Source organism: Myxococcus sp. CA023, assembly GCF_010998615.1.
Taxonomy (GTDB): domain Bacteria; phylum Myxococcota; class Myxococcia; order Myxococcales; family Myxococcaceae; genus Myxococcus.
Genome location: NZ_JAAEAH010000010.1, coordinates 30467 through 49338, shown reverse-complemented (window position 1 = coordinate 49338; position 18872 = coordinate 30467). Strand labels below are relative to the sequence as shown.

Genomic DNA, 18872 nt, shown 5'->3' with positions numbered 1-18872 from the left:
TTTTCATTTCAGAGTGGAGCTAATCGGGATCGAACCGATGACCTCTTGAATGCCATTCAAGCGCTCTCCCAGCTGAGCTATAGCCCCGTCTTTTGCTGCAGGTGCCGCCTACCGCCTCAAAACAAAAGGCCCGCCAAGTTTCCCTGGCGGGCCTTTTCATTTCAGAGTGGAGCTAATCGGGATCGAACCGATGACCTCTTGAATGCCATTCAAGCGCTCTCCCAGCTGAGCTATAGCCCCGTCTTTTGCTGCTGAGCCGCTTTGGGGAGCGGCCCGACCGGCGAAGTGGGTGCCTTCTACCGTTTCTTCGCTCCAGGCACCAGAACTCTTTGAGGCCTCGGAGCGTTTTTTTGTTCGTTCAACCGCTGCGCCACTTCTTCCCCTTCCCGGAGGAGGTCGGTGAGCTCACGTGCGTGGGCCTCAACCGCCTGCTCCGCTGCTTCCACCGCCTTGAGCGCGACGCCGAACCCCGCCGGAAGGTCCAGCCGCCCCTTCTGGACCTGACGCCAGACGGCTTCGCCCAGTTCCTTGAGCGCCTTCTCCTTTTGATCCTTCAACACGGTGGTGCGAGCGTTCGCCCGGGCCAGGTCCGTGTTGCGCTCCACGGCCTCGCGAAGCTGGGCCAACCGGTCCTGCGCCGCCTGGAAGGCCTCGTTGATCTGCTTCACCACCTCGGACTGCTTCGAGTCGGCCGCCAAATCAGTCACACTCCTTGAGAAATCAACGATTGCGTAGCGTGCGCTCTCGGAGCCTGTCAACCCGGCCCCGCCCCTGTCCTCCGCAGCCGGGCCGCGAAGAATCCTCCTCCGGGAACCTTGGGAGGCAACGCCTTCAAATAGGGCCCCTGCGCGGCGAGCGCCGCCCGTTCCGCGCCAAGTACGTCCTCGACCGGCTCCAGCGTGAAGTCCGGATGCTTCGCGAGGAAGGCCTCCACCACCGCCTCGTCCTCCTCCGGCATCACCGAGCAGGTCGCATAGACGATGAGTGCACCCGGCTTCGCCTGGCATGACACCTCATCCAGCAACTCTGACTGCGTGGCCTGGTACTTGGCGATTTCCTGAGCGGTGAGCTTCCACTTCTGATCCGGCTCGCGCGCCAGCGAGCCCGTGCCGCTGCACGGCGCATCGATCAGAAGGACGTCCGCGTCGGACAGCGGAAGCGGATGCGGAAAGGCGACCTGCCGGAGAGAGAAGTGGCGCACGCGCTCACGCGCCTCGGCCAGCCGACGCCGCGAACGGTCCCCGGCCAGCACCTTGCCCCGGGGCCCGACGAAGTCCGCCAACGCCAGCGTCTTGCCGCCCGCGCCGGCGCACACGTCCGCCACGGTGAAGCCCTCCAGCGAGCCATCCCGGGGACGGCACATCTCGGAGATGAGCTGGCTGCCCACGTCCTGCACCTGGAGCCGGCCGGACTTCATCATCCGCGTCTCGAAGACGCGGTGGCTGGAGTCCGTCACCCGCACAGCATCCGGCGCCGCGGCCACCGGTTCGGCGTTGACGCCCTCTTCCTTCAGCGCCGCCAGCACCGCGTCCCGGGTCCCCGGGGGCCGCGCGCGGAAGTGCAGCGACGGCTCCTCATCGAGCGACGCCAGCAGCCCTTCCAACACATCCTCCGGGTACACCTGGGCTAGGCGCTGCACCAACCAGTTGGGGAACGAGTAGCGAATGGCCAGCCGCTCCAGCTGGGACTCCGGGAGCGGAGCCTCCGGCAGCGGCTGTTCCACCACGCGCTGGAGCAGGTCGTCCTTGATGGTGCGCGGACGCACGGGCCCGGGCAGCCGAACCTCGGGACCGATGCGGGCCCAACCCTCACCACAGAAGATGCGGCGCCAGAGGGCGTAGCGCACCAGCGCCTGGTCCTCCGTCAGCCCCACTTTGCCCATGGTGTGGCCCAGCAACCGGGCCGCCAGGTCCAGCAAGCGCTGGTGCCGGGACAGTTCGCGCACAGCCATGGCGGCGAAGCGCCGCTCCTGGCCGCCCAGGCCATTGGCCTCGCGCAAGGCGTTGGCGAGCGCGGCCTTCAAAGGCTCGCCGCGAAGCACCGCGATGTGAGCTTCGAGTGCCGCCGTCGCACCACGACGGGACGGACGACCCAGGCGGTCCGGGTCTACGGGCGTTGCCGGCCAGACGGAATCCACGTGCCTCAGCCCTGCCCTTTCAGTCCCACGGCCACGACCAGGCAGCCTTCCGGGCTGCGCATCCGAGGCGCCTGCCCGGCCCCCAGGAAGAAATATCCGGGCGCCGAGTACGACGCGTCATCCACTTCGAGTACACCTTCGACCACCTGAATCCCCACACCCGCGGGTGTCGGGTGGAACGTCCAGCCGAAGTCGCCGCCGGCCGCCACGGACACCCACATTGCCCTCAGCGCGTCTTCCCGCGCGATCTGAACGTGGGCGCCCCGCGGCGACCAAGCGCTCGCGAGAGGCCGCTGCCCCTGGGTGGCCAGCCGCTCCACGTCCTGACGCAGCGCAATGAAGCGCTCCACCAGGGCGTAGATGTCGTCGATCTGGAACGGCTTGAGGAGCATGGCGTCCGCCACCTGGGGCTGGACGGCCTGGATCACCTCGTCCGGCGTCGCAGCGCTGACAATGGCCACCGCCTGATGGCGCTTCCGGGCAGCCTCGACGACCGTCCGGCCGCCCAGCTCCCCTCCGGAGATGCGCAGATCACTGATGACCAGGACGAAGCGCTCGGCCTCGAGGGCCGCGACCGCTTCCTCCCCGGTGCTGACCGCGTGGACCTGCGCGAGCTCGGAGATGAGCTCGCCCATGCCTTCCCGCAGGCTCGCGTCATCCTCGACCAGCAACACCCTCATTAACGGGGGACCTCCGCCGCCCCTACCTGCTGGAGCCTGTCCTTTACCAGGACCGGGCGCTTCCAGCGGAAGACCACCTCGCCGGTCCTGCCCTTCGGATGATGGCCCTCCCCGGACTCGAACCGGGACGCGGGGTCAGCCGCAGCGGATTTTGAGTCCGCCTCGTCTACCAATTTCGACAGAGGGCCCCCTGCTGTCGCGACGAGCAGACGTATACCGCGACTTGGTACCAAGTGCATCCGAAGATTGCGGTGATCCACGCACATCGCTAAGAGGGGCCCCCCATGTACAACCTTCTCATCTCCCTCGGTGTGGGAATTGCCGTCGCGCTCCTGGTGAAGGTGGCCGGCTTCTCCATCTGGGCGGGGCTCGTCCCCGGAATCCTGGCCCTCGTCGGCACCTACATCGTGCTCGCTCGCCGGGTGGCCAGCCGCGTCCAGTCGCTGATGACGGTGGTCCAGAAGGACCTCCAGTCCCAGCCCACCAGCCAGAAGGACGCCCAGTCGCGGGTGGACCGGGCGGTGAAGACGCTGGAACAGGGGCTCGTCTACGACAAGTGGCAGTTCCTGGTCGGTCCGGAGCTTCACTCCCAGATCGGCATGCTGAAGTACATGGTGAAGGACCATGAGGGCGCCAAGGCCGCCTTCGGCAAGGGCAGCGGCCGCAACTACATGGCCAAGGCCATGGAAGGCGCCCTGCACTTCCAGCGCAAGGACTTCGACGCCATGAAGAAGGCGTTCGAGTCCGCCACGAAGAGCGGCAAGAAGGAGTCCATTGTCTGGGCGGCCTATGCCTGGTGCCTGATGCAGAACAAGGACAAGGACGGCGCGCTGCGCGTGCTCGCCCGGGGCGTAGAGCAGAACCCCAAGGACGAGAAGCTCAAGGGCAGCCTCGCCCAGCTCCAGAACGACAAGCGCCTGAAGATGAAGCCGTACGAGCCCACGTGGTGGCAGTTCGGGCTCGAGGCTCCGCCGCCGGTCATGCCCCCCATGGGCGGCCGCCGCATGCAGTTCAGCACCCGACGCTAGCGACCCGTCGCGCGGCCATCGAGCGTCCGCCCGCGCACGGGAATATCTACCGGCTTGCCCCTCAGCGCGCTGCAACGTCTTCCGACCCTGTACAACAGGGCGACGCAGAGGGTGCGCAACCGCCCGGAAACACTCTGACTGCCCTCTCCCACCACAGGGCATGGTGCTTGCTCCCGCACCGTGCTCACGGGTGACGGGGAAAGGCCTCGTCTCGCGAAGCCTGACAGGCTTGGCAGCCGGAGGTCTCGGGTGAAGGTTGTGGGCGTTGGGGTGTGCTTGCAGGACCGGGCGGCGGCGGGTGCGCGTGGGGCGCAGGGGCGTTGGGAGCACACGGAAGGGCGTGGCACCCGAGACTTTCGGCCTGCCATTTCGCAGCAGCCGAGTGAAGCGGAGTGGTGCATGGAACGGCGCGGCCGGACCTCCGAGCGGTCCCTTCTGCTCATCATCGAAGATGACGCACAGGTCCGTGAGAGCCTCGTTGACCTGCTCGCCGTACGCTTCGATGTGCTCGCCGCTCCGGATTCGGATGAGGGGCTGGAGCTGGCGCGGGAGCACCGCCCGGACCTCATCCTCCTGGACAGGTTCCTTCCCAGCGGAGACGGGCTCGCGGTCCTCGAGATGCTCCAGCGCGAGTCGCGCACGGAAGCCGTGCCCGTCATCTTCCTGACGGGCGACGCGGACGAGGCCACGCTGGAACGCTGCCTGGAGATGGGCGCAGTGGACTTCATCCACAAGCCGGCCAGCGCGCGGGAGTTGCTGGCCCGTATCGACCGGGCGCTGCGCCAGAGCGAGCAGCAGCGCCGGCTGCAGATCCTGGCGCAGACGGACGGCCTCACGGGGCTGGCCAACTTCCGGGCGCTGACCATCCGGATGGAAGAAGAGTTCCGCCGGGCCCAGCGCTACCAGTACCCGCTGAGCGTCGTCATCATCGACCTGGACCACCTCAAGGCCATCAACGACGGCATGGGCCATGACGTGGGCAACCGGGCGATTCTTGCGCTGGCCACTCAGTTGAAGCACGAGCTGCGTGAGTCGGACTTCGCGGCCCGCTTCGGTGGAGACGAGTTCGTCGCGCTGCTGCCGCACCAGACGGCGTTGGAAGCAGCCGTCTTCGCCGAGCGCATCCGCACCGGGCTGCGCGGCGTCGGCGTCCAGAAGAGCGACGGCCGCCCTGCCCCCTTCGGACTGAGTGTGAGCGTGGGCATCGCCGACCATACCTTCGAAGGGCCCCGCGAGGACACCGAGTCGCTGATGAAGGCGGCGGACGCGGCCCTCTACGAGGCAAAGCGCGAGGGGCGGGATCGGGTCGTCGTGTTCGGCCGGCCCGCGAATTCGCCTCCGGCGCAGCGACACTGAACGGGGCGCGGTGAGGCAGGCAACGGCGGGGCAGCAGCGAGGGCGCGGATGATGCTGGGGAACAGACTGGCGACGGGTTCAAGAGTGGCGGTGGTGGGAGGCGGCATTGCCGGAGCGGGGCTTGCCGCCTCACTCCTTTTCAACGGGAGGGCTCGCGGGCTGGCGCTGGACGTGCGCGTCTACTCCGGAGGAACACAGGAGCGCACCGCCCCGCCGGCGGTGCTGACGCCGGAATGCCGCTCACGCCTGGCCGCGCTGGGCTGCCGCATCCCCTCCGAATGGCGTGCCCATGAGCTGCGCGGCGTTGAAATCATCGCCGAGAGCCGGCGCGAGCTGCTGGCCTCCACGCCCGGTGGCCTCTGGGTGGTGGACGGCTGGCCCCAGGGGCTGGGCGGCCTGGAGCAGGTGCGGGATGTGCTCGCCACCGCGGCCAGCGCCCAGGGCGCCCGCTTCCTTCCCCGCCACGTCGAGCGCGTGGAGCGACAGGCCCCCGCGCCGGATGCGCCCGCCTCCGTGCGCGGCGCGGGCTCGCTGGTGGTGCGCGCCCAGGGCAGTGGCGATCGCTTTCATGCGGTGGCGCTGGCCTCGGGCGCCGGGCCGCTGATGGGTGACGCCTTCTTCAAGGGCTTCCGCCCTGCCCCCACCATCCCGGCGGTGCAGGCCCGCCTGCGCCACGCTTCGCCTCGGCTGGAGCTGGCTCCGGTGGCCCGGCTGTGGATTGCGCCCCTGCCAACGGTCGATGGCCTGTTCCTGCTGCCTGGCGCCAACTCGGTGTACGCGCTGGCCTTCGGGCCGGCGGTGACGCCCGCGGACCTGTGCCAGGTGCTGATGATGGCCGCGCGTGACGGCCTGGTGGAGGAAGGCTTCGAGCTGGCGGCCCTGGAGACCACCCGCCTGCCCTACGGACCGGGCCGGACGCTGGTGGCGCCGGGGCAGATCGCGGTAGGGCCCGCGGCCTTCGGCCACCCGCTCCAGGTGGGATTGTCGGAGACACTGGCTTCGTGCAGCCGCGCGGCGGTGGCGCTGCTCGACGGCGGGCTGGACACGGGCCCCCTGGAGCGCCGCTACGTGCGCGAAGGCCTGGGCGAAATGCTGGAGGACGCCGCCGCGGGAGCCCGGACGATGACCTGGCTGCGCCGAGCGGGGCCTCGAGCGCCGGAGGCCTTCGCCAAGGCGAAGGGGCGACGGACGCTGGGTGGCTCCTTCGGTGGCGGCGTGCTGGGCCTGAGCGGCCCCACGCCCATCGCGCTGCTGGGCGCCGCGCGCTGGGCGGGGCTCAAGGAGATGGTGGGCTCCTGGCTGCGCACCACGGTGGAGCCAGTGCCCTCGGTGGTGCCGGAGTTGGAGCCGGACCTCTACTACGTCGTGGATGACGACCCGGACGCACGCGAGGCGCTCACGGCACTGCTGGAGAGCACCGGAGCGACGGTGGTGTCCTTCGCCGACGAGCTGGCCCTCTTCTGCGCGGTGGCCCGGCGGCCACCCACGGCCATCCTCTTGGACGTGGTGCTGCACTGGGTGGATGGCCTGCGGCTAGCCGAGGGCCTGAAGCAGCATCCCCTCACCCGGAACACCCGCGTGCTGGTGATGAGTGGCCTCAACCGGCCGCATGTCCGGCAGCGGGCCCTGGACGCGGGGGCAGAGGCCTTCCTGCCCAAGCCCGTGGACCCAGACCGGCTGCTGCGCATCCTCACCGGCCGAGTCCCCGTCCTGGAGCCCGCGCCCGCGCCGCACGCCGCGGACGACACGCGCGAGGTGGCCGCGGACCGCTACGCGTCCTGACCACCGCCGGGAATGGAGACCGCGGAGACCGGGGCGTGGATGGCCTCGGCGCCCCCGGGCATCAGCGCCTTGAGGTTGCCGCGGATCGTCTCGCAGATCCGCTCCAGCGGCAGGTCGTTGTCGTCGTGGCCGAACGGGTCCTCGATCTCCACGCCAATCTCCTCGATGCCGAAGAAGACGTAGGCGACGACGAACGTGGCCGGCACCGTTATCCAGCCGAACGAATCCACCAACGCGAACGGCAGCGTGTAGCAGTAGACGATCAGCGCTCGCCGCAGGTGCATCATGTAGGCGAACGGCATGGGCGTCTTGTGGATGCGCTCGCAGCCGCCGATGTAGTCGATGAGCAGTTGGACATTCTGGTCGAGCTGCATCTGGACGTATTCGGGGTAGTAGCCCCGCAGCCGGCCCTCATCGAGCACGGCAGACATCTTCTGCGACACCGCGAGCGGGACGTGCTGGCTGCCCAGCACCGCGTCCGCTTCGTCGCGCGGCAGCTCGGAGGCGACGGGGCCCAGGTCCCGCTCCCCTCGCAGTAACGCGGCGGAGGCATAGGGGAAGCTGCTAATCCACCGCAGCAGCGTGCCGTAGAGCGCGGCGTCCCGACGCATGAAGACGCCGGATGCACGGGCCAGGTTGCGCGTCTCGTTGACGATGCCGCCCCACAGCTTCCGGCCTTCCCAGAAGCGGTCATAGGAGGCGTTGGTCCGGAAGACGAGCAACAAGCTGAGCGAGATGCCCGCCAGCGTGTGCACCGTGGCCGGGATGTCCAGGGGCCTGGTGTGATGATGGACCGCGGTGACGCCCACGGCCCACAACACACAGACGAGGACCCGGGCCACAATCTCGCGGACCATGGAACCGCGGAGGTAATGGAAGTAGCTCCACCAACGGTGCGGGTCGTAGTCGATCATATTGTCGCAGGGCGCCTACGCTGCCGCGCCTGCGCGGGGCCTGGCAAGCGCCAATCCAGGGGGACACGTGGGATGTGTCCGCCCTGGACGGGAGCCGGTGCCCTTGGCCGCCTGCCCGTCAGCGGGAGATGGAGGCAGGCGTTGTCGGACCGCCCGATCGGAGCACCTTGCGCACGGTGAGGGCGCCCGCCATCAGCGCCACGCCCCGGAAGAAGATGCCGATTCCCACCAGCGTGCCCACCAGCCAGACGGCGGAGATGGGCCACTGCCGCATCACGACGATGCCCAGGAAGATGGACACGGCGCCGTAGAAGAAGTCCCAGCCCCACCGGGGATAGCGGTCCATCACCGAGGTGACGGCGTGAAAGAGCCCGCTGGCGAAGAAGTAGCCCGCCAGCAGCAGGGTCATGGCACCCAGTCCCGCCGCCGGGTAGACGAGGATGAACAGACCCACGACGACGGAGAGGATGCCGCTGAGCAGGTACAGCCAGAACGGCCCGCCCTCCTTGCGCGTCCGGAAGGCGGAGATGACTTCCATGACGCCTGCCGCGGCCAGCATCGCGCCGAAGAGGATGGCCGACACCAGGCTGGTGAAGAAGGCGGCCCCCAGCGCGACAATCCCCAGCAGCGTCATCAAAATCCCCATGATGAAGGGGCCACCCCAGGCCGCCGAGTTCACCCTCGGCCTCGAGTCAGGGGTCAGGATTTCCGGTTTGCGTTCATCGGTGAAGGCCATGGTGACTGCTCCCGAAGCGAGTGCACTTCGGAGGCCGAGCCGCCTCGCGTCTCGCCCGCCTGTCGGCAGGCCACAAAGGAACCCGGCACATCCATCGCCGAACATGTGCCCCCGCGTTGGGGCCGACAACGCTCGCTGACGCCGCTCCGTCCCCCGCCCGCCCCTTGGGCCGTCAGGGCGAGCAACAGCCGCCGAGCGGAAGCGCCGCCTCGTACGGGGGCGCCAGGAAGACAGCCCCGGGCTCCTTCCGGAACCACGTCAACTGCCGCTTGGCGTAGCGGCGCGTCTCCTGCGCGGTGTCGCGAATGGCCTCTTCGCGAGTCATCCTCCCCTCAACGACGGCGCGCGCCTGCACATAGCCCACGCTGCGCATGGGCGCCGCATCGGCGTACCCCCGCGCCAGCAGCTCGCGGGTCTCCTCGACGAGCCCACGCTCGAACAACATCCGCGTGCGCGTGTTGATGAGCCCGTACAGCACGTCGCGCGGTGGCGACAGAACGTACAGTTGGAAGGGATAACGGTCCGGAGCGAAGGCATGGGCCTTCCGGAACGCCGAGGCGGGCACGCCGGTCTGCGCATGAATCTCCAGCGCCCGGATGACGCGGACCAGGTCCTGCGGAGGGAGCTTCGCCGCCGTCTCCGGGTCCACCTCCGCCAGCTTCCGATGCACCGCCTCGCGCCCCTCACCGGCCGCCAGCGCCTCCAGCTCCGCCCTCAACTCCGGCAAGGCCCCGGGCGCCTCGAGCACACCGTGAAGCAACACGCGCAAATACAGCCCGGTGCCGCCCACGACGAAGACAGGACGGCCGCGTGCGGCAATCTCCGCGATGATGGCGTCCGCACGGCGCTGGTACTCGACAGCGGAGAACGCCTCCATCGGGTCCACGGCGGACACCAGGTGATGAGGCACCGCGGCCAGCTCCTCCGAGGAGGGCTTCGCCGTGCCGATATCGAAGTGCCGGTACACCTGCTGCGAGTCCGCGCTGACAATCTCGCCACCCGCACGCTGAGCCAGCGCAATCGCCAGCGCCGTCTTCCCCGACGCCGTCGGCCCGGCAATCACCGTCAACAGTGGCCGCTGCGCTCCACCCTCACCCATTCGCCAACGCTCCCTGAATCACCGCCGCCGCGGACGCATCACGCGCGAACACCAACCGCACGGGCGAAACCTCCGACAGCAACCGTCCCGCCGCGCCAAGCAGCCCACCCCGCCCCACGGACGTCGCCTCGGACAGCAGGGCATTGACGAGCAGCATCCGTCCGACGTCTCCAGCGGCCTGCGGCTCCCACCGCGACACGCCGTCCCACGCCAGCGTCCCCACCGCGCTCAGCTCCGCCTCGGCGGCCTGCCCCACGTTCCACGGAGTCCCCGCCGCCCGCCAGCCCTGGCCGGGCTCCGGCCACACAGCCACCAACTCATCGGACAACACCTGCCCGCCCGCCTGCGCCCACAAGACCCCCAGCGTGCTCTTCCCCGCCCCCGAGTGCCCCGTGAAGAGCGCGGCCCGGCCCTGGTGCGCCACCGCCACGCCGTGCACCAGCAGCCCGCCACGCCGAGCCAGCGCCCGGGCAAGCATCACCTTCAGCACCGTCTCCACGGGAAACCGCCCCTGCCCCTCCACGTGGGCCTGGAGGCCATCGGCGGAAAGCGTCGCGTCGTAGTCCTCGCCGGCCAGGCGCAGCGCGCCGTCCTCCCCGCGGAGGACCCGTGGCAGCTCGCGAATGACGGGCGCAGGACGCGCAGGGGTGGGGGCCACGGCCACGAGCCGAGCCACCTCACTGCCCTGTCGCCTTGGGGACACCACGAACCGGGAGAACATGCGCCGGAGCGAGTCTCGCAGGCCCGCATCACCGACTTCCACAACTCCCGTCCAACCGGCGATCCGCAGGCAGAGGGCCGCGTCCGCCGTGGGGCCTTCCGGCGGAAGGCTCAGGGAATGCACTCCGACTCACCAGGGATGTGGCACTGGGAAATCTGCGCCAGTGCCACGAAGGGCTGCTCCCAGAGAATGGCCGGCGCCTCATAGACAGGGCCGGCGTCAGGAGGGGGCGTCGTCTGGAAGGCGTCCGAAGTCATGGGGCGTGCGAGCGAGGAAGAAGGGACGTTCTTCAAGGGAAAGGGACGGGGAACGCGCAGATGCGTCCATCTTCGGAGCCCACGTGGAGGCGGCTCACCGTGTGGTCGATGGTGGGAGTCCCGATACGCTGCGCACCACCAATCGAGACCTGACCGGAGTCGGAGCCATCCAGCAGCTCCAGTTGGTGGACCTGTCCGTCGGAGCTGCCAACGTAGATGCGCACGGCGCCATTCCGATTGAAGGAGAAGGTGCCAGAGGGAGACGCGATCGGCGTGCTCCACCGGAGCACCGGCGGCGACTGGGCGGGCCCCGAGACGTCGTACAGCGCCACCCGGCCGGCCGCGAGACTGGCCACGAAGCCCGAGCCCTGGGGCCGCACGAAGCTGGTGAAGGCAGGTGTGTTCGGCGCCGGGCGCGTGGTGACTGGCAGGCTCCACACGAGCTGCGCCGTGGCGGCATCCACGCCGTGCACGAAGCCATCGCTGTCCGTCACGAGAATCAGGTTGCTGTACGCATTGCGAACCAGGCTCAGCTCCACGTCGCCCACCGGGAGCTGGGCCAGCACCTGGCCCGTCAGCGTGTTCAGCACCCGAAGCGTGTTCGGCGAGCCCGCGTGCGCGCGCGTCGCCACGAAGAGCCGGTTGTTGGTGTAGTCCACCACCATGCCGCCCGCCACCATGCCCAGATTCCCAGGCTGGTAGCTCCAGACCAGCGCGCCGGTGGCGGCATTCAGGGCCACCACCCGGTTGCGCGAAGCGTCCGCCAGCCGCGTGGCGAAGAAGACGAGGTCGCGGTTGGGGTGCGCGGCCCGGTATGCGGCATTCGCGTAGTCGAAGAGCTGCGTGACAGGGAATGACTGGATGGTGCCAATGGGCTGGCCACCATTGTCCCATCGCCACAGCACCTGGCCGGTGGCGGCGTTGAGCGCGCTGGCCACCCCACCCTGGTCGCCCACGAGGATGTACTGCCCGGGCAGGCCATGCAGCGGCACCACCGGGAAGCGGCTGCCAATGAGGCCCGCCAGCGGGCGAGGCCGCCACCGCTCCGCGCCATCCGCCGACGGGTTGGTGACCTGCGTGAGGTTGGCGACGACGGAGTCGTTGAAGGCGCTGAAGATGCCCGTGCCCAGCTCGGTGATGGGCTGCTGCGAGGCATTCAGACCCACCGAGTAGCACCACAGTGGCGCCGCGCCCACGCGAGCCCGAGGCGTGGCCACCAGGGCCTGCGACGTCGGCTGGTTGCCCGGCGAGTACCACCGCAGGTCATCCGAGTTGAAGACGCGGTAGTAGTACGTGGTGCCGTTGGTGACGGACGTATCGGTGAACGTCGTGGTGGCGCCCACGTCGTTCGCGTACACCACCTGGGCGTTGCCCAGAGAGGCCCCCACCGCGTAGGTCAGCCCCTGCGTCGGAGAGAGGTTCGGCGGCGCGCCCTCCGCGCGAAGAATCAGCACGCCCCCGTGCACCGCCGGGTTGTCCCAGGTGAGCGTCACGCTGCCATCGCGCGCCACGCCCGTGAGGCGGTTGACGTCGGGAACGGTGCCCTGCACCAGCGTCATCGGGGTGTCGATGCGAATCTGCGGCCCGCCGTAGTCATCGATGAGGTGGAAGCGATGACGGAACGTGGTGGGCCCGGACAGCGACGCGCCCGCCCCGAAGTTGGAATACACCACCGTGAAGGAGCGCTCGCCGTTGACCGGGATGCCCGTGGCGTTCGTCGACTCCCAGGTGATGCCCGTGGTGGCGTTGTTGGACGCCATGCGCCACCCGGTGGGCGTCTGCAGCACGCCGTTGACGGTGAAGTAGTTGAGCGCGGGCCGCAGCATCCGGACCTCATGCAGCGGCATGGGGCCCCGGTTCTGGATGGTGTAGATGACGGACCGGTTCGTGGAGTTGGCGGCCATCGCGCTGATGTTCGTCCGCACGCGGTGCTGCACGATGCGCCCCTGGTTCGAGTCCACCAGGTTCGACGTCACGGAGGCGCCGTTGCGCGTGGCATCCACCTGCCCCCGGAACCGGTAGTTCGCGAACGGGGCTCCCGTGAGCTGGTACGTCCAGACGAAGTGCGCGGAGGCGCCCGGGTCCAGCCGGGGAACGCTCGCGGGCCCAGGCCCCGACACGAGCGACGCGGCCGCCGTTCCCTGGAACACGGGCGCGCGCGGCGTCACGTTCAGGAACGTGTCCGTCGAGGACGGGTTGGTCACCGTGAGCCGCACGCGCACAGTCTCATTGTTGAACGCGTCGTCGGTGTCCACGTCCATGGCCACCGGGAGCGCCCCCACGTTGACCATCCGCGCGTCCACCGCGGGCGACACGGTGTTGCCGTTCCCGCTGACGCCCCGCACCCGCGCCACCAGCGTTCCGGCCGAGCCCGTCCGCATTCTCGCGGAATAGACGCCCGCGTTCCGGCTGGCGATGTTCATGCGGAACGGCGTCGGCTCGGTGTCCACCACCTGGAAGGTGGCGGCGCCCGCGCCCGTGGAGGGTCCCTCAACCGTGGTGTTGTTGTGGTTCGTGCCCGTCCGGTTCTCCACCACCATCCGCGCGTCGATGTCGCCGCCAACCCCCATCACCCGAGGACGCACGTCCACCTGGGTGTAGAGACCGGAGCGACTCCAGCTCGCGGCCGAGGTCGTCACCGACGTCGTGAAGTCGCCCCCCGCGCACGTGTCACGGGCGAACGTCTGACTCGCGATGAAGCGTTCGTTGTTCTGGTCGTTGTTCGACGTCGGCGGAACCACGCGAAGGACGAACCGGGCCGACTCGTCCTGGCCCAGGCCGTAGTCCCCGCTGCCGTTGCAGGAGTCCTGATTGTAGAAGATGACCCACCGCTCGCTGGCGATGTAGTCCACCGTCCATCCCGGGGGCGGGATGGACGCGAGCGGGATGTAGCCGTTGGGCAACGCGAACCACACCTCGTTGATGCGCCGGAAGAGCGGCGACCCACTGAGGGTGTTGTTGCGGACATCGACCGCCAGCTCGGAGGCTTCGTCCATCACCACTCGCGCGCGGGTGTCCCCACCCTGCGGCTGCGTGGTCAAGACGGCGGTCGGGGACATCGACTGCGCCCACCCCAGCGAAGGCGCCAGGAGCGCGGCGGCGGCGACGAGGGGGGCGGAGAATGGACGCATGAAAGGAGCCCTCACGGATCCAGGGTGAAGGAAGCCGCCGTCAGCGGCGCCCCATCGAGGAAGAACCGGGCCTGCCACGTCCCGCTCATGCCGGACGTCGCCACGGCGGTGCCTGCCACGGGCAGGGAGAAGCGCACCGTGCGCGACTCGTCCACACGTGAATCCACTTCCGCCGACCGCCGCTCATACGGCAGCCCGGAAGGCGGCACGAACTCCACTGACACCGTGTGCCGGCCACGCACGCCGCTCACCGTCAGGTCCACGTCCACCTGCGCCACGGACAGCAAGCCCCGGCGCCCCTCTCCCAGGTCAATGACGGTGGCCGAGCCCCGCGGAACCACTGGCGGCGGAGGCACTTCCGACTCCTCCACCGGCGCCGGCGGCGGCCGGGCCTCCGAACCCTCGCGCGGGGGCAACACGTCCGTGGGCGCCACCGGTTCCTGCGCCGGGGGCGCATGAACAGGGGCATAGGGCGCCACGCCTTCCGTGCACGAGGCCAGCATCACCGCCGCCGCCAGGAGTGCCAAACGCGTCCGCATCACCGCGCCTCCTCCAACTCGTCAATGAGCCCCAGCCGGGTCAGCTCCGAGAAGAACTTGAGCGTGTCGGTCAGCACCTGCTCCACGTCCCATCCGTGACGCTGGGCCACCTGCTCCACCAGGGCCCGCGCCGTGCGCGTCCCGTCGCACAGTTCCCAGATTTCAATGGCCGTTCCGTTGAGCCCACGCAGGGTGTTGCCCTCGGCATCCAGGACGATGAAGTCCGAGCCGAAGCGCTGGCCGGAGACGCCCTCGCGCCAGCGCGGCGCATGGTCCGCCGCGAACTCCGTGCTCATCGCGCACCTCCCCGGCCCAGCAACGCAGCCAGACGCCACTTCACAGCCGCCCGCAGCCGCCCCAGCCACCGGGGGCCCCGGTCCCACCCCGTCTCCAGGACGACGCCACCCCGGCGGACGCGCCGCACCCGCCCCAGCACCCGTGACGGATCCAGCGGTGAATCCTCCTGGGGTGAGTTGTCGCCTCGCAGCGCCACCGCCCCGGCCTCCCACCGCCGCAGCCGGTGCAGCACCAGGGCATGGTCGAAGCGCGCCAGCAGGACGTCACCAGGTCGTGGAGCCCCCTCCAGCGGCTCCACGCCGGCATGGTCGCCCGAGCGCAGCGATGGCCACATGCTGTCCCCGCGGACGGGGACCCAGCTCAGGGCCGGAGGCACAACGGGGGTGGAAGTGTTGCGCGGCATCGCAGGGCAGTCTAACCGACCCGACCTGCGCCCGCGAGTTCCCCCCGGCCCAATAACCCAACGTTTATCAGGGGTTACGCACCTACCTCAGTTTCTCAGACTTGGCAAGAATCGCCCGGAATGCTGTTCTCGACCCCACAGAACGCTATTTCGGAACGGCCTTACGCTCCCGCACCACCCTGGCGACCTCGTCGAGCGCGACGGGGATGGGCTCGCCACCGGCCATGGGCTTCAGCTTCGCCTGGCCGCTGGTGCGCTCGGCCTCGCCCAGCACCAGGGTGAAGTCCGCGCTGCTCTTGTCCGCGCGCTTCATCTGGCTCTTGAGGCTGCCTCCGCGGGTATCGAACTCCACGCGCAGTCCCTCCCGGCGCAGGCGGCTGGCCAGCACCAGGGCGGGGTCGTGCGAGCCCGCGTCCGCCACCGCGACGAAGACGTCCGGGCGCACGGCGAACTGCTGACCGCTCTCCTTCAGCAGCAGCACCAGCCGGTCCAGGCCGCAGGCGAAGCCCACCGCGGGCGCGTCCGGCCCGCCCAGGCTCTTCACCAGCTTGTCATAGCGGCCACCAGCGCCCACGGTGCTGGCGGTGCCCAGCGCGGGGTGCGAGGCGATGAACTCGAAGACGGTGCGCGTGTAGTAGTCCAACCCACGCACCATGCGCGGATTCACGACGTGCCGGATGCCCAGCGCCGTCAGCTTCCGCTGTACGTCGTCGAAGTGCGCGCGGCAGGGCTCGCACAGGGTCTCCAGCACGTTGGGGCCGGCCGCGGCGATGGCCTGGCACTTCTCATTCTTGCAGTCCAGGACGCGCAGGGGGTTCTTCTCCATGCGCCTCTGGCAGTCCGTGCACAGCGCCTCGCGGTGGGCCTGGAGGTACTCCACCAACTTCGCGTGGTACGTGGGCCGGCAGGCCTCGTCCCCCAGCGAGTTGATGTTCAGGGTGATGTCCTTGAGCCCCAGCCGCTCCAGGAACTGCACCACCATGTCCATCATCTCGACGTCCTGGGCGCCTTCCTTCGCGCCGTAGGCCTCCGCGCCGATTTGATAGAACTGGCGGTAGCGGCCCGTCTTCATCCGCTCGTAGCGGAACATGGGCCCCGTGTAGAACCAGCGCGTGAGCGGCTCCTGATTGGCGATGGAGTGCTCGATGTACGCGCGCGCCGCGGGCGCGGTGCCTTCCGGGCGCAGGGACAGGCTGCGGTCCGCCTTGTCGTTGAAGGTGTACATCTCCTTCCCGACGATGTCGGTCTCCTCGCCCACGCTGCGCACGAACAGCGCAGTGTCCTCCACCATGGGCGTGCGGATCTCACCGTAGCCGAAGCGGCTGAACAGCTCGCGGGCTTGCGCCTCCACGTGCTGCCAGATTTCGATCTCCCCAGGGAGGAGATCGTTCATGCCCTTGACGCCCGCGACCTTCTGACTCACGTGATGACTCCGATTCGCTTGCCCAGCCGAACCACCGCTTCCTCCTGGAGGCTGTCGTCCCAGGTGACGCGCTTGGGCTCGAACAGGAGGATGACGGTGGAGCCCATCTCGAAGCGGCCCAACTCCCCACCCTTCTCCACCGGCATGGCCGCGCCGTAGCGGTGCACCTTGCCGGGCTGCCCGGTGTGCGTCGTCACCTCGTCGTAGGCCGCCTTGATGCGCGACACGCAGGTGGCGCCCACCTTCACCACCGCGCACTTGCCCGCCACGGTGTCCAGGTACGTCACCAGCCGCTCGTTGACGCAGAACAGGGACTGCTTGTTCTTCACCGACGCGGGGTTCACTGGCCAGAACTCACCAGGGATGTACGCGTACCCGGTGATGGTGCCGCCCAGCGGCGCGTGGATGCGGTGGTAGTCGCGCGGCGACAGGTAGATGGTCGTCCAGGCACCGCCGTGGAAGGGCTTGGCGGCCTCGGAATCCCCCAGCAGTTCGTCCACCGTGTACTCGATGCCCTTGGCCTGCAGGCAGCGCCCGTGATCCGAATAGCCCACCTGAGATACGCGGCCATCCACCGGGGACACCACCACCTTCTCCCCCGCGTCCACCGGACGCAGGCCGGGCTTCAGGCCCCGGGTGAAGAACTGGGCGAAGGTCGGGTAGTGGTCGAAGGAGTGCTCGGCCTCCTCCATGTCCACGTTGTAGGCCTTGGCGAAGGCGCGCATGGCGGCCTGGTGCACCGGCGCGGGCACGGGCAGTCGCGTGGCCATCCCCACCACGGTGGAGAGCGCGGACTTGGGCAAAACCTGCATCAACTTCATGAAAGTCTGGTCGTTCATATCGGCGAATCGGTTCTAGCGACCGGCGTCGGTCACGGGTGCCGGACCGCCGTCGGGAGTGACGGGGACAGTCTGCACGGCACTCTTGGGTAACAGCGTGAGGACCTTCCCCTCTTCAATCAGGAGGAATGAATCCTGATGCTGGGGGTACTCCAGGCGGCAGGCGGTGCGGTCGGCGAGCTGCCAGGTCTCCCTCATGCCCCGTCCCTGCACATCAATGGGAGTGCCCCGCTGGAAGCACCCCCGGAAGCCCGCCACCAACTCGGACGCGGCCGTGCCTGCCTGGGGGCCACCGCCAGCACCGGCATCTGGAGGCCCGGCATCCGGCGCTGCCACCGGAGCCGCGGGACGCGCCTGCTCCTCGGTGGACGGCGCGGTGTAGGAGCCCGGCGGCAGTTCCCGCGCGCTGGCCACGGCTTCGTCCCGCTCGTCGGCGGCCGCCGCCATCCGCTGCCGTCCGTCCTTGATGCGCTGGAGCAGCTCGCGGGCGCCCTCGGCATCCAGACTGTCCGCGGGGACGCGCTGGAGCTGCGCCTCGATTTCCCCCACCTGCGGATCCAGGAAGGCCTCATCCAGCTTCTGCGCATACAGCTCGCGGAAGCGGCGGGCGGCCTCTTCGTACTCGGCGGAAGGGGCAGGAGGCTCGCGGCGGCAGGCGGTGGGCGCCAGCGTGAGCAACACTGCGGAAAGGACGCCCACGAGGGGCCTGAGGGACGCTCGGAGGACCAGGGTGCGCACGGACACGGGTTTATGTCATTTCCCCGCGCCTGTCCGCCTTTTGTGCCCCGGAACGGGCCTCAGACGCCCAGGAACAGGCGCTTGCCGAAGTTCAGCGCCAGGTCCGCATCGAAGATCTTCTGCGCCGACGTCTCGATGTCGTACTCGACGCGGACGTACTCCACCGTGCGCGCGTCCGTGTCGCAGATGACGAAGCACGCCCGGTTGTCGTAGTCGCGCGGCTGGCCCACGCTGCCCACGGAGATGATGTACTTGTAGCCCCGGCGGATGCCGAACTTCTGGGCCACCACGTCGTTCACCTCGCCATTGCCAATGGCGAAGGCGCGGCACAGGTGGCTGTGGCCGATGAACGTCACCTCCGGCAGCTCCGCCACGTAGGGCGTCAGCTCCCGGGCCTGCTCCAGCGCGAAGATGTACTCGTATGCTTTCGGGTCGATGGGCGAACCATGACAGAAGCCCACGTCGCCAATCCGGTACGTGTACGGGAGGCTGCGCAGCCAGGCCATGTTCTCGTCCGTGAGGACGTTGGCGGACCAGTCCAGCGCGTGCCGGGCGGCGTCGTAGTAGTACGAGTAGTCCATCCGCCCCGCCACCGCCGCATCGTGGTTGCCCAGGAGCGTCACCTCCGCCACCGAGCGCACCAACTCACAACACGGGTTGGGCGACGCCCCGTAACCGACGATGTCCCCCAGCGAGACGAACCGGTCCACCTTCTGGTGCTCGGCGACGCGGAGCACCTCGGTGAGCGCCTCGATGTTGGAGTGGATGTCGGAAATGACGGCGATACGCATG

General features: G+C 69.0%; 19 protein-coding genes and 3 tRNA genes. 3 read left to right on the top strand and 19 right to left on the bottom strand.

Annotated features, from left to right (window positions below; translation table 11 throughout):
• Positions 1 to 14: 14 nt before the first annotated feature.
• The 6 genes from F8M74_RS06435 to F8M74_RS06410 form a co-directional block, all read right to left on the bottom strand.
• Positions 15 to 87: transfer RNA gene (locus F8M74_RS06435), tRNA-Ala, on the bottom strand.
• Positions 88 to 167: 80 nt separating this feature from the next.
• Positions 168 to 240, bottom strand: a tRNA-Ala gene (locus tag F8M74_RS06430).
• A 56-nt stretch (positions 241 to 296) separates the two neighbouring features.
• Entirely contained in the window at positions 297 to 698 is a 402-nt protein-coding gene (locus F8M74_RS06425; protein WP_026114128.1) for a hypothetical protein, read from the bottom strand.
• Positions 699 to 754: 56 nt separating this feature from the next.
• A complete protein-coding gene (locus F8M74_RS06420) occupies positions 755 to 2041 on the bottom strand; it encodes an RsmB/NOP family class I SAM-dependent RNA methyltransferase (RefSeq protein WP_141257012.1) in 1287 nt (428 codons plus the stop codon).
• Positions 2042 to 2142: 101 nt separating this feature from the next.
• Positions 2143 to 2817 (bottom strand): response regulator, encoded by a 675-nt coding sequence (locus tag F8M74_RS06415; protein WP_141256993.1) that lies wholly within the window; start codon positions 2815 to 2817, stop codon positions 2143 to 2145.
• Positions 2818 to 2919: 102 nt separating this feature from the next.
• A tRNA-Leu gene (locus F8M74_RS06410) sits at positions 2920 to 3005 on the bottom strand.
• A gap of 96 nt (positions 3006 to 3101) precedes the next feature.
• On the opposite strand from F8M74_RS06410, the gene F8M74_RS06405 reads away from it, so the two are divergent.
• The 3 genes from F8M74_RS06405 to F8M74_RS06395 all read left to right on the top strand — a co-directional run bounded on the left by F8M74_RS06405 (position 3102) and on the right by F8M74_RS06395 (position 6983).
• Positions 3102 to 3845, top strand: coding sequence for a M48 family metallopeptidase (locus F8M74_RS06405; protein ID WP_141256992.1), 744 nt, complete (start codon positions 3102 to 3104; stop codon positions 3843 to 3845).
• Positions 3846 to 4244: 399 nt separating this feature from the next.
• A complete protein-coding gene (locus F8M74_RS06400; RefSeq protein ID WP_141256991.1) occupies positions 4245 to 5201 on the top strand; it encodes a diguanylate cyclase in 957 nt (318 codons plus the stop codon).
• Positions 5202 to 5249: 48 nt separating this feature from the next.
• Complete coding sequence (locus tag F8M74_RS06395) at positions 5250 to 6983, top strand: response regulator (protein WP_141256990.1); 1734 nt, start codon at positions 5250 to 5252, stop codon at positions 6981 to 6983.
• Here F8M74_RS06395 and F8M74_RS06390 read toward each other — a convergent pair.
• The 13 genes from F8M74_RS06390 to F8M74_RS06330 all read right to left on the bottom strand — a co-directional run bounded on the left by F8M74_RS06390 (position 6971) and on the right by F8M74_RS06330 (position 18871).
• Complete coding sequence (locus tag F8M74_RS06390; protein ID WP_141256989.1) at positions 6971 to 7897, bottom strand: bestrophin family protein; 927 nt, start codon at positions 7895 to 7897, stop codon at positions 6971 to 6973. The two genes, F8M74_RS06395 and F8M74_RS06390, sit on opposite strands and share 13 nt — an antisense overlap.
• 118 nt (positions 7898 to 8015) lie before the next feature.
• A complete protein-coding gene (locus tag F8M74_RS06385) occupies positions 8016 to 8633 on the bottom strand; it encodes an HdeD family acid-resistance protein (protein WP_228559670.1) in 618 nt (205 codons plus the stop codon).
• 172 nt (positions 8634 to 8805) lie between these two features.
• Complete coding sequence (miaA, locus tag F8M74_RS06380) at positions 8806 to 9732, bottom strand: tRNA (adenosine(37)-N6)-dimethylallyltransferase MiaA (RefSeq protein ID WP_141256987.1); 927 nt, start codon at positions 9730 to 9732, stop codon at positions 8806 to 8808.
• Positions 9725 to 10576 carry a hypothetical protein gene (locus F8M74_RS06375; protein ID WP_163884344.1) on the bottom strand — a complete coding sequence of 284 codons (852 nt, stop codon included), beginning with the start codon at positions 10574 to 10576 and terminating at the stop codon, positions 9725 to 9727. Before F8M74_RS06375 ends, miaA begins: the two co-directional genes overlap by 8 nt.
• A complete protein-coding gene (locus tag F8M74_RS06370) occupies positions 10564 to 10710 on the bottom strand; it encodes a hypothetical protein (protein ID WP_163884343.1) in 147 nt (48 codons plus the stop codon). The genes F8M74_RS06375 and F8M74_RS06370 overlap by 13 nt, the downstream gene beginning before the upstream one ends.
• A gap of 32 nt (positions 10711 to 10742) precedes the next feature.
• Entirely contained in the window at positions 10743 to 13841 is a 3099-nt protein-coding gene (locus F8M74_RS06365) for a PQQ-binding-like beta-propeller repeat protein (protein WP_141259079.1), read from the bottom strand.
• An 11-nt stretch (positions 13842 to 13852) separates the two neighbouring features.
• Positions 13853 to 14380: a hypothetical protein gene (locus F8M74_RS06360; protein WP_171410443.1), complete on the bottom strand. Its 528-nt coding sequence runs from the start codon at positions 14378 to 14380 to the stop codon at positions 13853 to 13855.
• Positions 14380 to 14676: a PqqD family protein gene (locus F8M74_RS06355; RefSeq protein WP_140862849.1), complete on the bottom strand. Its 297-nt coding sequence runs from the start codon at positions 14674 to 14676 to the stop codon at positions 14380 to 14382. The genes F8M74_RS06360 and F8M74_RS06355 overlap by 1 nt, the downstream gene beginning before the upstream one ends.
• Positions 14673 to 15080, bottom strand: a complete 408-nt coding sequence (locus F8M74_RS06350; RefSeq protein ID WP_141341744.1) for a S24/S26 family peptidase — start codon at positions 15078 to 15080, stop codon at positions 14673 to 14675. Before F8M74_RS06350 ends, F8M74_RS06355 begins: the two co-directional genes overlap by 4 nt.
• A gap of 145 nt (positions 15081 to 15225) precedes the next feature.
• The gene (gene hisS, locus F8M74_RS06345) at positions 15226 to 16473 is read right to left on the bottom strand and encodes a histidine--tRNA ligase (RefSeq protein WP_216620572.1); all 1248 of its coding nucleotides are present in this window, start codon (positions 16471 to 16473) and stop codon (positions 15226 to 15228) included.
• A 26-nt stretch (positions 16474 to 16499) separates the two neighbouring features.
• Positions 16500 to 17342, bottom strand: a complete 843-nt coding sequence (gene asd, locus F8M74_RS06340) for an archaetidylserine decarboxylase (RefSeq protein ID WP_141257994.1) — start codon at positions 17340 to 17342, stop codon at positions 16500 to 16502.
• 15 nt (positions 17343 to 17357) lie between these two features.
• On the bottom strand, positions 17358 to 18086 hold the full coding sequence (locus F8M74_RS06335) for a hypothetical protein (protein ID WP_141257995.1): 729 nt from the start codon (positions 18084 to 18086) through the stop codon (positions 17358 to 17360).
• Positions 18087 to 18139: 53 nt separating this feature from the next.
• On the bottom strand, positions 18140 to 18871 hold the full coding sequence (locus F8M74_RS06330; protein WP_090492537.1) for a metallophosphoesterase: 732 nt from the start codon (positions 18869 to 18871) through the stop codon (positions 18140 to 18142).
• Position 18872: the final 1 nt, after the last annotated feature.

Coding starts and splice junctions, on each gene's coding strand:
- F8M74_RS06415 (WP_141256993.1), bottom strand. CDS start 2,817: ATGAGGGTGTTGCTGGTCGAGGATGACGCGAGCCTGCGGGAAGGCATG.
- F8M74_RS06405 (WP_141256992.1), top strand. CDS start 3,102: ATGTACAACCTTCTCATCTCCCTCGGTGTGGGAATTGCCGTCGCGCTC.
- F8M74_RS06400 (WP_141256991.1), top strand. CDS start 4,245: ATGGAACGGCGCGGCCGGACCTCCGAGCGGTCCCTTCTGCTCATCATC.
- F8M74_RS06395 (WP_141256990.1), top strand. CDS start 5,250: ATGATGCTGGGGAACAGACTGGCGACGGGTTCAAGAGTGGCGGTGGTG.
- F8M74_RS06390 (WP_141256989.1), bottom strand. CDS start 7,897: ATGATCGACTACGACCCGCACCGTTGGTGGAGCTACTTCCATTACCTC.
- F8M74_RS06385 (WP_228559670.1), bottom strand. CDS start 8,633: ATGGCCTTCACCGATGAACGCAAACCGGAAATCCTGACCCCTGACTCG.
- miaA (WP_141256987.1), bottom strand. CDS start 9,732: ATGGGTGAGGGTGGAGCGCAGCGGCCACTGTTGACGGTGATTGCCGGG.
- F8M74_RS06370 (WP_163884343.1), bottom strand. CDS start 10,710: ATGACTTCGGACGCCTTCCAGACGACGCCCCCTCCTGACGCCGGCCCT.
- F8M74_RS06365 (WP_141259079.1), bottom strand. CDS start 13,841: ATGCGTCCATTCTCCGCCCCCCTCGTCGCCGCCGCCGCGCTCCTGGCG.
- F8M74_RS06360 (WP_171410443.1), bottom strand. CDS start 14,380: ATGCGGACGCGTTTGGCACTCCTGGCGGCGGCGGTGATGCTGGCCTCG.
- F8M74_RS06355 (WP_140862849.1), bottom strand. CDS start 14,676: ATGAGCACGGAGTTCGCGGCGGACCATGCGCCGCGCTGGCGCGAGGGC.
- F8M74_RS06350 (WP_141341744.1), bottom strand. CDS start 15,080: ATGCCGCGCAACACTTCCACCCCCGTTGTGCCTCCGGCCCTGAGCTGG.
- hisS (WP_216620572.1), bottom strand. CDS start 16,473: ATGAACGATCTCCTCCCTGGGGAGATCGAAATCTGGCAGCACGTGGAG.
- asd (WP_141257994.1), bottom strand. CDS start 17,342: ATGAACGACCAGACTTTCATGAAGTTGATGCAGGTTTTGCCCAAGTCC.
- F8M74_RS06330 (WP_090492537.1), bottom strand. CDS start 18,871: ATGCGTATCGCCGTCATTTCCGACATCCACTCCAACATCGAGGCGCTC.